Source organism: Actinoplanes sp. NPDC048988 (assembly GCF_043197815.1).
Classification (GTDB): Bacteria; Actinomycetota; Actinomycetes; order Mycobacteriales; family Micromonosporaceae; genus Actinoplanes.
This window is the reverse complement of the sequence record NZ_JBICTW010000005.1, coordinates 311061-325370: the sequence shown is the minus strand read 5'-3', so window position 1 is coordinate 325370 and position 14310 is coordinate 311061. Positions and strand designations below refer to the sequence as shown.

Genomic DNA, 14310 nt, shown 5'->3' with positions numbered 1-14310 from the left:
GGAAGCGATCTTTGCGACATGGTGATCCTTCTCAGTGACCCGCGCGTTCTGGCTGTGCCGGTGCGGGAAGCCGGAGTCCCGCTGGTGCGGCTCGGCGCCGAGTTCGGCCCGGCGCGTGCCCGGGTGCGGGCCGACCTGGCCGAACGCCTCGGCTGGGCGCGGGCGGCATTGCCCGCGGGCGTGTTCCCGCGCGTGGTCGAGGGCCATCGCGAGGTCGCGAGGCAACGGCAGATCATCGAGATGTACGAGGCCCAGGTGCGCTCGGCCCGTCCGGCCGTCGACGAGGCCGGACTGCACCACCTGGTGAGCCGCTTCGTGGCGCCCGTCGAGGTGGCCCCGCACGTGGCCGGCGCCGCCGTCGACCTGACGCTGAGCGGCCCGGACGGCGACCTCGACATGGGCACGCCGATCGACGCCACCCCCGAGGAGTCGGACGGCGCCTGCTATTTCGCGGCCCAGAACATCAGCCCGCAGGCGCGGGCCAACCGGATGCTGCTGTCCCGCGTGCTCGGCGGGGCCGGCCTGGTGAACTATCCGACCGAGTGGTGGCACTGGAGTTACGGCGACCGCTACTGGGCGCTGATGACGGGCGCGCCGGCCTCGCTGCACGGCCCGGTCGCCGCATGACCGTCGCCACCCTCGGCGCCGGGCCGCGAGTCACCGTCGACCTGGGCGCCGTCGCGGGCAACACCCGGACGCTGGCCGCCCGCGCCCGCGGTGAGCTGATGGCCGTGGTGAAGGCCGACGGTTTCGGGCACGGAGCGCTGGGCGTGGCCCGGGCCGCGCTCGGCGCCGGTGCGGCCTGGCTGGGCGTGACCGGCCTCGGCGAGGCGCTCGACCTGCGCGCGAACGGGCTGACCGCGCCGATTCTGAGCTGGCTCAATCCGCTCGGCACGGATTTCGAGGCGGCCGTACGGCACCGGGTCGACCTCGCCGTGCCGAGCCTCACCCACCTGGCCGCCCTCCCGCCCGGCGCCCGGGTGCACCTTCAGCTCGACACCGGAATGGCGCGCGAGGGCGCGTCCCTGAGCGAATGGGCCGCGCTGTGCCGGGCCGCCTTCACCGCCGAGCGCGGCGGTCGCCTGGTCGTGGCCGGCATCATGAGCCATCTGGCCGGCCCGGAGACGGCGGCCGCCACCCGGCGTTTCCGGGACGGCATCGCGGTCGCTTTCGCGGCCGGCCTGCGCCCCCGGCTGTGCCACCTGGCCGCCACCGCGGCCACCCTGACCCGCCCCGAGACCCACTTCGACCTGGTCCGCACCGGCGCCGGCCTGGTCGGCATCGACCCCTCCGGTGGTACTTCGCTGCGCGGCGCCATGACGCTCACCGCGCCGGTCGTCGAGGTGCGCCGCGTCGCGGCGGGCACGCCGGTCGGCTACGACCACACCTGGCGCGCGGCCCGTGACACCCACCTGGCGCTGCTGCCGCTGGGCTACGCCGACGGCCTTCCACGCGGCGCCGGGCCACGGGCCGAAGTCCTGCTGGGCGGCCGCCGCTGCCGCGTGGCCGGCCGTATCTCCATGGACCAGACCGTCGTCGAGACCGGCCCCGAGGTCCGGCCCGGCGACACCGCGACCGTCTTCGGCCCGGGCGACGACGGCGAGCCGACCATCGCCGACTGGGCCGCCTGGGCCGGCACGCTTCCGCACGAAATCGTCACCGGGCTGGGCGCCCGCCCACACCGTCACGTCATCGGGGGTAACTGACATGTCCCGCATCCGCGCCGCCGTCATCGGCGGCGGCCGCAACGGCGAACACCAGGTCTCGCTCGCCTCGGCCGCGGCCGTCGCGGCCGCTCTCGACCCGGACCGCTATCAGGCCGTACGGCTGACCATCGCCCCCGACGGCACCTGGCGCGACGGCGCCGGAGCGCCGATCGGGCTGCACGCCGCCGTCTCCGTCCTGCAGAGCTGTGACGTGGCCCTGCCCATCGTGCACGGCCCGCACGGCGAGGACGGCACCTTGGCCGCGCTTCTGGAGCTGGCCGGCGTCCCGTACATCGGCTCCGGAGTCCGCCCGGGAGCGCTCGCGATGGACAAGTGGGTGACCAAGCTGATCGCCTCGGCGCTCGGCATCGCCACCGCGCCCGGGCGGCTGTTCACCGCCCGCACCGCCGCCGGTTGCGCCTGGACCGGTCCCGTCGTGGTCAAGCCGGTGGCCGCCGGGTCCAGCCTCGGCGTCTGTCTCGTGCGGGACGCCGAGTCGCTGCCGGCCGCCCTGGCCGAGGCGCTGCGGCACGACGACCGGGTCCTGGTCGAGGAGGTGGTCACCGGCCGGGAGGTCGACATCGCCGTGCTGGACGGCTTCGTCACGCCCGCCCTCGAGGTCGTGGCCGACGGTTTCTTCGACTACGAGGCCAAATACTCCGGGAGTACGGTCTTCCGGGTGCCGGCGCCGATCGATCCGGCCGCCTGCAAGGCCCTCGAGGACGCCGCGCTCGCCCTCTACGACGCGCTCGGCTGCCGGGGCGTGGCCCGGGTCGACTTCTTCGTCACCGAGGCCGGCCCGGTGCTCAACGAGGTGAACACGATGCCCGGCTTCACCGAGCACTCGCAGGTCCCGCGGATGTTCGCGGCCGCTGGATGGGGTTACCCGGAGCTGCTCGACCGCCTGATCCGCGACACCCTCGCCTAACGTGGAAGGCGTGCGCGATCGGACGTGGTGGTGGCCGGACATCGGCGCGGCGGCGCTGGTGCTGCTGTTCGGCGCGCTCGAATACATGACGAACGACTGGCTCTCCTACTTCAGCCCGGTCCGCCGGCTCCTGTTCTGGCTGGTGGTCCTCGGCACCGCCCTGGCCGTCGGGCTGGTGCGGAGGGCGCCGGCCGTCTCCCTCGTGCTCGTCTGGGCGATCCCGCTGTGCCAGGCGGCGACCGGAAGCCCGTACATCGCCACCCAGATCGCGATCCTGGCCGTCGCGTTCGGCACGGCCCGCTGGGGCGGCACGGTGACGCTGCGGGCGAGCGCCCTGTCGATTCCGGCCGCCGCGGTCGCCGCCGTGCTGCTCGTCCAGGCCGAAGCGGTCAGAATCAACTTCCCCATTCCCTCGTACGGTCTCATCGCCGCGACAGTGGATCAGCTCGGCATCGGCTGGCGGATCGGCGTCGCCGTCGTCATGGCCGCCCTGATCGGCGTTCCGTGGCTGGCCGGGCTGGCGCTGCGCATCTCCGGCCGGGCCCACGCCGACCTGGCCGAGGCGGCCCGGGAACGGGCGGAAGCCGAGGAGACGGCCCGGATCCGGGCCGCGCAGACCCGGCTGGCCCGCGACGTGCACGACGTCGTCGGCCACTCCTTGGCCGTGATCCTCACCCAGGCCGAGGCGGGGCAGTATCTGCCCGACGACGACCCGGGCGCGCTGAAATCGTTGCTGGCCGGGATCGCCACCTCGGCCCGCACGTCGCTGCGGGACGTGCAGGAGGTGCTGTCGACGACCCGCGACACCGCCGACGACATGGACAAGCTGATCGGCAACCTGCGCGACGGCGGCCGCGAGGTCGTCTCGGGCCAGGACGGCACGCCGCGCGTGCTGACCCAGGAGCAACGGGTGACGGCCTACCGGGTGCTGCAGGAGATGCTCACCAACGCGATCCGGCACGGCCGGCACGACAGCGCGGTCATCGTCCAGCGCTCCTGGACCGCCGACAGCCTGGTCATCGAGGTCCGCAACGCCACCGGCGCCCCTGGTTCGCCGCCCGGCTCCGGCTCGGGCCTGCACGGCATGCGGGAACGGCTCGCGGCGGTCGGCGGGTCGCTGGAGACCGGCCGCCGCGACGACGTCTTCGTGGCCGTCGCCCGGATCCCGGTGCCGCTGCCGTGAGCGACGACATCGAGGTCCTGGTCGTCGACGACCAGGAGCTGTTCCGGGCCGGTGTGGTGGTCATCCTGAACGCGCAGCCCGGCATCCGGGTGGTCGGCGAGGCCGGTGACGGCCGGGACGCCGTACGCCTGACCGAGGAACTGCAGCCGGACGTGGTGCTGATGGACCTGCGGATGCCCGAGTTCGACGGCGTCGAGGCGACCCGGCTCATCTACGCCACACCCAGGACCCATCCGGTACGGGTCCTGGTGCTCACCACCTTCAACCTGGACGACCGGGCGGCCATGGCCATCCGCCACGGCGCCAGCGGCTTCCTGCTCAAGGACACCACCCCGGCCCAGTTGGCCGACGCCATCCGCAGCGTCCACGCCGGCAACGCCGTACTGGCCCCCAACGACCTTTCCGCCCTGCTGGAGGGGCAGTTCCCGGCCCGCTCGCCAGTACCCGACGCCTACCTCGCGCTGACCGACAAGGAACGGGCCGTCTTCCGGGCCGTGGCCCGCGGCCTGTCCAACGCCGAGATCGCCGCCGAGATCTTCGCCGGCGAGTCCACGGTCAAGACCCACGTCGGGGCCATCCTCCGCAAACTGAACCTCCGCGACCGCGTCCAGATCGTCGTCTTCGCCCACGAACACGGCCTTCGCACCTGACCGAGATCCGGCGACGGCCCCTCGGACATCGATCATGGCAGGATAGGTGATCGTGTAGCCCTCGCCGTGACCGCAGCCCTTGGAACTGGCTGCTGCTCATCCCGATCGTCGTGCCGCTCCAGACGTTTCTCTACAACCGTGACGAGCCGCGGCTGTTCGGCTTCCCCGCGTTCTACTGGATCCAGCTTCTCCTCATCCTCGTCGGCGTCGTGGCGACCGCTGTCGTCTACCGGATGACGAAGCGGGGACGCCGGCCATGAGGGACCACATCACCGAGATCGTCGTCTTCACGCTGCTGTTCCTGCTGGTCAGCGGCATGGGTTTCGTGGCCGCCCGCTGGCGCGCCCCCAAAGACATGGCACACCTGGACGAATGGGGCCTGGGCGGGCGCAACTTCGGCGGCTGGATCACCTGGTTCCTGGTCGGCGGCGACCTCTACACGGCGTACACCTTCGTCGCCGTACCCGCGCTGATCTTCGGCGCCGGCGCGGCCGGACTCTTCGCCATTCCCGACACCATCATCACTTATCCATTGTTCTTTCTGATTCTGATCAGGCTCTGGTCGGTGTCGCACCGGCACGGTTTCGTGACCCCGGCCGACTTCGTGCGCAGCCGGTTCGACTCGCCCACGCTGGCCCTCGTCGTGGCCATCACCGGCATCGTGGCCACCATGCCGTACATCGCCCTGCAACTCGTCGGCATCGAAGCGGTGCTCAAGACGATGGGCGTGACCGGCGACAGCCTGCTCGCCCGGCATGCGCCGATCATCATCGCGTTCGCGATCCTGGCCGCGTACACCTATCAATCGGGTCTTCGCGCCCCCGCGCTGATCGCCTTCGTCAAAGACGCGCTGATCTACGTCGTGATTTTGGTGGCGGTCATCTATCTTCCGTTCAAGTTGGGCGGCTGGGGCAGCATCTTCGACGCCGCCGACGAGAAGTTTCAGGCCAGCGTGTCGGCGAACGACGGAATTCTGCTCAACGCCGGCAATCAATTGCAGTATGTGACGCTCGCCTTGGGATCGGGACTCGCGCTGTTTCTCTATCCGCACAGCATCACCGGCGTGCTGGCCAGCAAGAACCGCACCGTGATCAAGCGGAACATGTCGGCCCTGCCGGCCTACAGCTTCCTGCTCGGCCTGCTCGCGCTTCTCGGGTACGCGGCCATCGCGTCCAACGTGAAGCCGCTGCCCGGCGCCACCCAGGGCACCGTCGACAGCAACACCGTCGTACCGCTGCTGTTCGACATGCAGTTCCCGGCCTGGTTCGCCGGCGTCGCCTTCGCCGCGATCGGCATCGGCGCCCTCGTCCCGGCCGCCATCATGTCGATCGCCGCGGCCAACCTGTTCACCCGCAACATCTACAAGGAATACCTGCGCAAAAACGCCTCACACGCCGACGAAGCCCGCGTCTCGAAAATCACCTCGCTGGTCGTCAAAATCGGCGCGGTCGCCTGCATCGCCTTCCTCGACCCGCAGTTCTCCATCGACCTGCAACTCATCGGCGGCGTGATCATCCTGCAGACCGCTCCCGCGGTCGCCCTCGGCCTGTTCACCCGGTGGCTGCACCGGGGCGCCCTGATCGCCGGCTGGGTGGCCGGCATGGGCCTGTCGATGTGGATGCTGTGGCAGATTCCCAACCCGGCCACCAAACACGCGCACTTCGGCGGGTCGGCGTTCCCGCTGTCCGAATTCGGCTTCGACACCAAACGCACCATCTACGTCGGCTTCGTGACCGTGCTGGTCAACCTGCTGATCGCCGTGATCGTCACGCTGATCCTGCGAGCGGCCAAGACCCCGGCCGGCGTCGACGGCACCACGCGGGATGACTACTTCGCCGACGAGGGCGACCCGCGCGTCGACCCCGACCCGACGGCGGTGGAGACGCCGTCACGCGCCTAGTGCGGCATCTCCATGTCGATGAATGGACCCACCCGAGCCTCTGAAGGGCTTGAAGAGGGAGACGGTGCGTCAGGTATGTAGGGCCCTGTCTTGCGGCTTCGAAGGGGGTACTCCGGGTGGCGGATCCTCGAGTCCGTAATGCGTGGACGGTGTCAGCCTGGTTCCGTGGTGTCTTTACCTGCGAGGTTCTGTAAGAGGTCGGTCACGCCGAGGTTGCCCAGCAGCCTCGCCTCCACCTCGAGCTTGGATCCGGTGGTGGTGTCGGTGAAGTCGATCTGCGTGCCATGCTCCGGTGCTTGTGCCGCCGATCTGGCCGCCGAGCGCTCCGCCGAGCGCGGCCCCGATGGCTCCGGACCGCGTCGATCCGCGGAAATACACCAGGGCGACGTCCTGGATGGTGTCGTCCGGGATCACCTGCGACACCCCGGCTCGGGCTTTGTTCTCGCGTGACATCGGAAATCCTCCCGGGTGAACTGTGGTGCCCGCTCGCGTGGTCGCACGCTACGGCGCGGTCACGTGGCCCTGAGCCGCGCGATCTCGGCGCGGGCGTGGATGACGCGTTCGGTGTCCTGCCCCCGAGATTCGGCCAGTTCCTGCGCCAGGTCATGCGCGGCAGCCAGCACGTGCTCGGCGGTCTTTCTCTCGTGATGGCCGTGTACCGACTTGCGGTACGCCTTGCGGGTTCTTCGCCCTCCGGCGGCGGCGTTGACCTCGGCGTCGGTGAGCACATTACCCTCGGCCTCGGGCGCCAGGATCGCCCGCAGCCATGATTGCTCCTGCGGGGCGGCCAGCCGGAACGTCGTCCGGAGCAGGATCAGTTCAGCGATGATCGTCACGATCATGAGGCCTAAGAAGCCGAAGCCGCCGGCGATGACGTAGCCGTAGGCGGCCATGTTGTCCCAGATGCTGTGCGCCAGCATCGCCGAGAGCATCAGTACCAGCCCGCGAAGGCGGTGCCCGCGGTCGCCGCGCCCGATCAGCCACATCAGACCGGCGCAGAACACCGCGCTGAACAGCACGTGCTGGAAGAGCCCGGCCCAACCCCGGCTGGACAGCGTGGCGAAAGCGGTACCGACTTGGTCGGTGCCGAAGGCGGCGGCGGTGCCGTTGACCACGTACAGCACATCCTCGGAGATCTGCAGGCCGAGGCCGGCGAAGGCGCCGATGATCAGGCCGTCGTACGGGCTGCGGACCAGCCGCGGCGCCAGGCCGATCAGCAGGATCAGCGCGCTGGCCTTGGCGAACTCCTCGGTGAACGGCGCGGTCAGGCCGGGACCCCAGTCGTGGGACCAGGCCGGGCCGAACGCCTTGGTGTACAGCGACACGATCGCGTCGTTGGCCTGCAACCCGATCGCGTAGGTTCCGGCGATGCCGGACCACAGTGCGGCGACCAGCAGCAGCTTCGGCGGCAGCGAGGTGTACCTGTTGTGATAGCTGAGCAGGAACAACCACGGGATCGTGTACAGGGCGAACATGATGATGCCGCTGCCCAGGCCGACGCCGTAGGCGCCCAGCGTGGGACTGTAGTACTGGATCATCAGGAGGATGCCCGCCGCCATGCCGAACACGAACACCCAGAAGGCGGCGTTGCGGAGTTGAACCAGCCGGAACGGGGTACCCCAGCCGGAGGCCTCGATCGCAGCAGCCCGGGCCGCACGAAGATCAAGAGCCGCGTCGGTAGTCGTCATGACGGCTCCTTGAAGGAGACACTGCGCAGCATCGCGTCGACCTGGTCGGCGCGCGCGGCGAACTGCCCGCCCGCGGCGGCATCGACCTCCACCGTCAGGCCCCGGCCGTCGGCCAGCTTGTACGCGGCGACCAACCCCTCACCCGCGGTACTGGTGTACGTCTCGACCAACCCGGTGATCCCATCGATCGAGGTCACCGAAGCCCGGCCGCCGGTCACCGTGAACTGAGGACGTGTGGACGACCTGGTGAGGTTCTTGTTCACCTGGTCCAGCAGTGCGCTGGCATCACCGGCGAACGCCGCGGTTTGGATGTCGGCCACCACACCGTCGTCGGCGACCTCGGCGACTGGCGAACCCTGATCGGGGATCGTCGTAGCAGCACCGACCCTCAACCCGCTCACCAACTGCCACCCGGCCGGCGGCGCGATCGTCAGCCCGTCGCCGAGGTTCAGCCGATCACCGGCCCGGACCGTGTCGTCGTTCGGAACCACCCGATCGATCAGCGGCAGCAACCCGCCGAGCAGAATCCCCACACCTGCCACCACGAGCGCCGAAGGCAGACTTCGGCGGTCCAAGCCCCACCAGCGCCGCTCCACCGGCACCCAGGTACCGGACAGGCGGCCTCCATCGTACGCATCGGACATCAATCCAATCTCACACGAGCCCAGCGATGACAGCATCGACGTTGCGTTACGGGTCGATGGCTGAAGGGACGGTTCGCTGCGTCGATTTGAGTCGATGGCGCCCGCCCGCGACCGCAGCGACGCACAGCTCGCGTGGTAAACCCGGCGGCGACATCCTGCCGTACTCGGCTCGATCGATGGCCGCGATCCGCTCGGTGAGTTCGGCCGGCGTGGCGACTTCCGGCATGAAGACCAGGTGGTTGCGCCGGAACGGTGGTCTGCTCAGGCCGACGGGCGCAGGGGGCCCAGCGTGAACGGCAGGTCGGCGGTGATCCGTGTGCCCCGGCCGGGCGGGCTGTCCACGGACAGGGAACCACCCAGCGCCTCGACCCGGTCCCGAAGGCCCAGCAGTCCCCAGCCGCGCGCGTCGGCGCCGCCGGCGCCGTCGTCGCTTATGGCCAGGCGCAAAGTTTCGTCGCGGTGCTCGACCCACACCTCGATGTGCGTGGCGGCCGAATGTTTGACCGCGTTGGCCAGTGCCTCCGAGACGACGAAGTAGGTGGCCGCCTCGATGGGCTCGGCAGGCCGCTCGTTGAGTGCGAGTCTCAGGTCGACCGCGATCGCCGAGCGGCGGGCCAGGGATCTCAGGGCCGCGCTCAGGCCGCCCTGGGTGAGTGCGGCCGGGTGAATGCCGCGGGCCAGCTCGCGCAGCTCCTCGACCGCGGCGGCGAGACCGGTGGCCACGGTGGAGAGGTCGTCGCGCAGATCGCCGAGCGACGCCGGCAGCGAGGACTGGACCGACCGGACGGCCAGGGCGAGCGAGACCAGGCGCTGCTGAGTGCCGTCGTGCAGGTTCCGCTCGATGGTGCGCCGGGCCTCGTCGGCCGCGGCGACGATCCGCCGCCGGGAGGCCGCCAGCTCGGAGCGGTTCTCCGAGTTGGCGATGGCCGTGGTGAACAGGTTGGCGAACCTGGTCAGCCGTTGCTCGGTGTCCGGCGGCAGCGGAGCCCGGTCGCTCACCGTCATGACGCCCCACAGACGGCCCTCCACGATGATCGGGCTCGCCACCGTCGAGACGATGCCCAGTCGGTGGATTTCCGCTCCGTGCGGCCCCGTGGCCGGCGCCGGGCCGGGGGCCTCGACCCGAACCGGCTGCCTTGTCCGGTGCACCGCGGCCGCGGCGGGGGTTTCCCCGATCGGCCAGTGACTTCCGGTCGGAACGGCGATCTCGCCCGACTTGCCCACGAGGACGACCTCGGACAGATCGTCGTCGAATCGCATGACGGCGCTCATCGCGGCGAACGTCGCCGCGAGCTCGTCCGTGATCGCCTTGAGCAGCGCCGCCGGGCCCGCGCCCTCGGCCACCAGCGTGGCGACGCGGCGCAGGCTGGCCTGCTCCTCGCCGTATCGGCGGACCTGCTCATGAGCCTCGGTGTTGGCCACCGCGGTCGCGACCAGGTCGGCGAAGGTCGCCAGCCGCTCCTCGATGTCGGCCGCCAAGGGCTCATCGGAGCGGGTGGCGACGAGCAGCAAGCCCCAGACGCGCCCCTCGACGAGGATCGGCGCGGCGATCTCGGCCGGGTCCCCGGGGGTGTCGTGGTTCGCCACCCGGGCCGGCCGGCCGGTGCGGGCCACGATGCTCGTGGCGTTGTGGCCGCCGAGCGTGACCCGGGTGCCGACCGGCAGCCCGTCGGTGCCGGTGCTCCAGCTGCCCAGCACCGTAACGGTTCCGTCGCCGTTGCGGCCGGCCACCATGGAGATGTCGGTGCCCAGCAACGCGCCCACCTCCCCGGCCACGGCGGCGAAGACCTCGCTGGGCGGGGCGCCGTGCGCCGCTAGCATCGCGACTCGGCGCAGCGCCGCCTGCTCCTCGGCCAGGCGCGCCAGCGCGTGCCGCGACTCGGCGTCGGCGATCGCTGTCGACATCACATTGGTGAACTGTCTCAGCGAAGTCTCGGCGTCCGGCGGCAAGGCCCGGCCGGGGGCGGCGGCGACCGTGAGGAACCCCCACAGCCCACCCTCGGCGAAGACCGGGACGGCCAGCGTCGTGGCGTCGGCCGCCGCCACCGCCCGGCCGCTGCGGGCCATCCTGGCGATCAGCTCCTCACCGAGTGGAGAGCTCGACGAACCCCAGTGCCCCACGACAGTCGCGCTCCGGTCGCCGGTGAAACGGGACAGCCGGGTTTCGGCCGCGTCCAGCAGGCGCCCGGCCTCCTCCGCGACGACGGTGAACAACGCCGAGCGCGGCGGCCTCCGCGCCACCAGGGTGGCGATCCGCTGGAGGGCGGCCCGCTCCCGCTCGGCTCGTCGCCGAGCCCTCCCTCGGCACCGCAGCCGACCTCCCAGCCTCCAGATCACGACCTTGTCCACGCAACCACGCCCGCTCGGTTCAGCCGGCGACGTGGTGGGTCTGCTCACAGCGAGACCGGGCCGAACGGGACACCCTCAACTACCGGCTGGCAGGAATGCGGGGGCTGGGCCGCGACTGGCACGCTGGCCGGGTGACCCTGCGCTGCCTGCTCGTCGACGACAATCGGCAATTCCTGCTCGCTGCCCGTGACCTTCTGCAGCGCGAGGGCCTGACCGTCGCGGGCACGGCCGAGAACATCGCCGGCGCCCTCGAGCGGACCGCGGAGCTGCACCCCGACGTGGCGCTGGTCGACATCAACCTGGGCAGCGAGAGCGGCTTCGACCTGGCCGCGCGCCTGGCGCCGACCCCGGTGATCATGATTTCCACCCATTCCGGCGAGGACTACGCCGACCTGATCGCGGCCAGCCCGGCGATCGGCTTCCTGTCGAAGATCGACCTGTCCGCGCGGGGGGTCGAGGAACTCGTCGAAGCCGTCGACACGACCGATCTGGTGGGACGCCGCCGCGAGCAGGACGAGCTCGACGCGCTGCTGAGCGCGGTCCGCTCCGGTCAGAGCCGCGCGCTGGTGCTGCTCGGCCCGTCCGGCAGCGGCAAGACCGCCCTGCTGGAATATCTGGCCGGCCGGGCCGGCTCGGTCCGCGTGCTGCGCGCGGCCGGAGTCGAGTCCGAGTCGGAGATCGCCTATTCGGCGCTGCTGCGGCTCTGCGTGCCGCTGCTCGGCCATCTCGACCGGCTCGCGGTCCCGCAGCGCGAAGCCCTGAGCACGGCGTTCGGGCTGGCCGCGGGACCGCCGCCGGAGCGGCTGCTGGTCGGCGTGGCGGTGCTCGGGCTGCTGTCCGAGGCGGCGGCCGAACAACCGCTGCTGTGCGTGGTCGACGACATCCAGTGGATCGACCGGGCGTCCGCGGTGACGCTCGGTTTCGTGGCCCGCCGGCTGTCGAGCGAGTCGGTCGGGCTGGTGCTCGCCGCCCGCGACGCCACCGGCTTCGAGGGCATCCCTCAGCTCGCCGTCGAGGGCCTGGCCGAACCGGATGCCCGGGCGCTGCTCGATTCGGTGCTGATCGGGCCGGTCGATCCTCGCGTCCGCGACCGGATCGTGGCCGAGACCCGCGGCAACCCCCTCGCGATCCTCGAACTGCCGCGCGGGCTGACCCCGGCCGAACTGGCCTTCGGCTTCGGCGGTTACAGCCGGGCCCCGCTGGAGAACCGGGTCGAGGAGGGCTTCCGCCGGCGGATCGCGGCCCTGCCGCCCGAGACCCGCACGGTCCTGCTGGCCGCCGCGGTCGAGCCGGTCGGCGACGCCCAGTTGCTGTGGCGGGCCCTCGACCGGCTCGGTGTCGGCGCTTGGGCGGCCGTCCCGGCCCAGCAGGAGCGGCTTCTCGACATCGGCACCGGAATCCGGTTCCGCCACCCGCTCGTGCGGGCCGCCGCCTGGCATTCCGGCGAGCCGGACGAGCTGCGCCAGGTCCACGCCGCCCTGGCCGAGGTCACCGACCCGGCCCGGGACCCGGACCGCCGGGCCTGGCACCGTGCCCACGCCGTCCTCGGTGAGGACGACGAGGTCGCGGCCGAGCTCGAGGGCTCGGCCGACCGGGCCCGGGCCCGCGGCGGCTGGTCGGCCGCCTCCGCCTTCCTCGAACGGGCCGCGTCGCTGGCCACCGACCCGGCCCGGCGCGGGACGCTGCTCGTGTCGGCGGCCGACGCGGCGGCGTACGCCGGCTCGTACGACCGGGTGACCAGGCTCCTGTCGGCGGCCGAGATGGCGCCGCTCGACAGCCTGCGGCAGACGCTGGTCTCCCGGCTGCGGGCCCAGGTCGACTTCGCGCTGCGCTCCAAGCGGGAGGCCTTCGCGCCGCTGCTGGCCGCGGCGCAACGGCTGGCGGCGGCCGACCCGGAAGCCTCGCGGGACACCTTCCTGCTGGCCGTCACGGCCGCCATGTACACCGGCCGGTTCGGCGGCGACGACCTGCGCCGGGCCGCCCTGTCGGCCCGCGAGCTGGCCCCGGCCGGCGAGACGTTCCCCGATCTGCTCCTGGCCGGGCTCGTCTCCTGGGTGCTCGACGGGCGTACGGCGTCCCTGCCGTTGCTGCACCGCGCGCTCGCCGTCGCCGACTCCCGCTTCATCTGGCTCAGCTCGCTGGTCGGCTACGAGGTCTACCGCCTCGACCTGGTCAAGCAGATGAGCGAGGCCGCGATCCGGGCCGCGGTCGGCAGCGGGGCGCTCTCGCTGCTGCCCAACGCGCTCGCCATCCGGGCCAACATCATGATCTACGCCGGCCGGCTCGGCGAGGCGGCCGGCATGATGGGCGAGATCGACGAGGTCATCCGGGCCACCGGGGCGTCGGTCTACCAATTCTCCCGGCTGGTCCTCGCGGCGTACACAGGGCCGGTGGAGACGGCCACCGCGCTGTTCGACGAACGTAAGCGCGAGGCGGCCGCCCAAGGCGACGGCCGGCTGCACGCGCTGGCCTGCCACGCGCTCGCCATCCTCCACAATGGAAGCGGCGATCACCGGGCGGCGCTGGCCGCGGCCGAGGAAGCCGTGGCCCACGGCGATTTCGCGCTCGGCAACTGGCCGCTGCACGAGCTCATCGAGGCGGCCGCCCTCGCCGGCCGGCCCGAGGTGGCCACCGCCGCCCGCGACCGGCTGGCCGCGATCACGGCCGAGACGCCGACCCCGCTGGCGCTGGGTATCCAGGCCCTGATGGACGCCCTGACGTCTCCCGCGCCGGCCGCCGAGAAGCACTACCGCACCGCGATCGAACTCCTCACCGGCCAGGACATCACCGCCGCCCTGTGCCGGGCCCGCCTGCTCTTCGGCTCCTACCTGCGTCGTGAGCGCCGCTTCGAGGAGGCCCGAGCCGAGCTGCGCGCCGCCCACCACGCCTTCACCGCGATGGGCGCCCCCGGCTACGCCGAGCGGGCCGCCCGCGAGCTCGCCCTCATGGGCCAGGCCGTGGTCCAGGAGCGGCCCACCGGCGTACGGGAGCAGTTGACCCGTCAGGAGGCGGCCGTCGCGCAGCTGGCCGCGGCCGGCCGGACCAACGCGGAGATCGCCGCCGAGCTGTTCCTGAGCCCTCGCACGGTCGAGTGGCACCTGCGCAAGGTCTTCACCAAGGTCGGCGTCACCTCCCGCCGCGACCTGCCCAAGGCCCTGCCCGTCGCCTGAGACACAGGCCGGCCCTGGGGCCGAGGCCGAGGGCTGCTACCGGGGAGCCATCGAGCTTGCGCACCCGCACCGGTTGCGCCGGCAACAAGACA

The 14310-nt window shown here is 71.7% G+C and carries 11 protein-coding genes; 8 read left to right on the top strand and 3 right to left on the bottom strand.

All coding sequences use genetic code 11. The features are described from left to right. The first annotated feature begins 18 nt into the window (after positions 1-18). The 7 genes from ACGFJ7_RS19460 (at position 19) to mctP (ending at position 6367) form a co-directional block, all read left to right on the top strand. Positions 19-627 (top strand): M15 family metallopeptidase, encoded by a 609-nt coding sequence (locus ACGFJ7_RS19460; protein WP_392642911.1) that lies wholly within the window; start codon positions 19-21, stop codon positions 625-627. Further along, complete coding sequence (gene alr, locus ACGFJ7_RS19455) at positions 624-1706, top strand: alanine racemase (RefSeq protein ID WP_360250910.1); 1083 nt, start codon at positions 624-626, stop codon at positions 1704-1706. Before ACGFJ7_RS19460 ends, alr begins: the two co-directional genes overlap by 4 nt. Position 1707: 1 nt before the next feature. Further along, positions 1708-2634, top strand: a complete 927-nt coding sequence (locus tag ACGFJ7_RS19450; RefSeq protein WP_392642910.1) for a D-alanine--D-alanine ligase — start codon at positions 1708-1710, stop codon at positions 2632-2634. Between the two features lie 10 nt (positions 2635-2644). Then, on the top strand, positions 2645-3817 hold the full coding sequence (locus ACGFJ7_RS19445; RefSeq protein WP_392642909.1) for a sensor histidine kinase: 1173 nt from the start codon (positions 2645-2647) through the stop codon (positions 3815-3817). Continuing rightward, complete coding sequence (locus ACGFJ7_RS19440; RefSeq protein WP_360250901.1) at positions 3814-4467, top strand: response regulator transcription factor; 654 nt, start codon at positions 3814-3816, stop codon at positions 4465-4467. Before ACGFJ7_RS19445 ends, ACGFJ7_RS19440 begins: the two co-directional genes overlap by 4 nt. 89 nt (positions 4468-4556) lie before the next feature. Next, entirely contained in the window at positions 4557-4727 is a 171-nt protein-coding gene (locus tag ACGFJ7_RS19435) for a DUF3311 domain-containing protein (protein WP_392643176.1), read from the top strand. Then, positions 4724-6367: a monocarboxylate uptake permease MctP gene (gene mctP, locus ACGFJ7_RS19430; RefSeq protein ID WP_392642908.1), complete on the top strand. Its 1644-nt coding sequence runs from the start codon at positions 4724-4726 to the stop codon at positions 6365-6367. The genes ACGFJ7_RS19435 and mctP overlap by 4 nt, the downstream gene beginning before the upstream one ends. Positions 6368-6879: 512 nt before the next feature. Here mctP and ACGFJ7_RS19425 read toward each other — a convergent pair. The 3 genes from ACGFJ7_RS19425 to ACGFJ7_RS19415 form a co-directional block, all read right to left on the bottom strand. Continuing rightward, positions 6880-8055, bottom strand: coding sequence for a PrsW family intramembrane metalloprotease (locus tag ACGFJ7_RS19425; RefSeq protein ID WP_392642907.1), 1176 nt, complete (start codon positions 8053-8055; stop codon positions 6880-6882). Beyond that, positions 8052-8735 carry a hypothetical protein gene (locus tag ACGFJ7_RS19420; protein ID WP_392642906.1) on the bottom strand — a complete coding sequence of 228 codons (684 nt, stop codon included), beginning with the start codon at positions 8733-8735 and terminating at the stop codon, positions 8052-8054. The genes ACGFJ7_RS19425 and ACGFJ7_RS19420 overlap by 4 nt, the downstream gene beginning before the upstream one ends. Before the next feature lie 225 nt (positions 8736-8960). Next, positions 8961-11048: a GAF domain-containing protein gene (locus ACGFJ7_RS19415; RefSeq protein ID WP_392642905.1), complete on the bottom strand. Its 2088-nt coding sequence runs from the start codon at positions 11046-11048 to the stop codon at positions 8961-8963. 131 nt (positions 11049-11179) lie between these two features. Here ACGFJ7_RS19415 and ACGFJ7_RS19410 point away from each other — a divergent pair, with 131 nt between their 5' ends. Further along, the gene (locus ACGFJ7_RS19410) at positions 11180-14218 is read left to right on the top strand and encodes an AAA family ATPase (RefSeq protein WP_360250886.1); all 3039 of its coding nucleotides are present in this window, start codon (positions 11180-11182) and stop codon (positions 14216-14218) included. The last annotated feature ends 92 nt before the right edge of the window (positions 14219-14310 follow it).

Bases quoted from the DNA above. Each gene is read 5' to 3' on its own strand.
- ACGFJ7_RS19460 (WP_392642911.1), top strand. From the start codon at position 19: ATGGTGATCCTTCTCAGTGACCCGCGCGTTCTGGCTGTGCCGGTGCGG.
- alr (WP_360250910.1), top strand. From the start codon at position 624: ATGACCGTCGCCACCCTCGGCGCCGGGCCGCGAGTCACCGTCGACCTG.
- ACGFJ7_RS19450 (WP_392642910.1), top strand. From the start codon at position 1,708: ATGTCCCGCATCCGCGCCGCCGTCATCGGCGGCGGCCGCAACGGCGAA.
- mctP (WP_392642908.1), top strand. From the start codon at position 4,724: ATGAGGGACCACATCACCGAGATCGTCGTCTTCACGCTGCTGTTCCTG.
- ACGFJ7_RS19425 (WP_392642907.1), bottom strand. From the start codon at position 8,055: ATGACGACTACCGACGCGGCTCTTGATCTTCGTGCGGCCCGGGCTGCT.
- ACGFJ7_RS19420 (WP_392642906.1), bottom strand. From the start codon at position 8,735: ATGCTGTCATCGCTGGGCTCGTGTGAGATTGGATTGATGTCCGATGCG.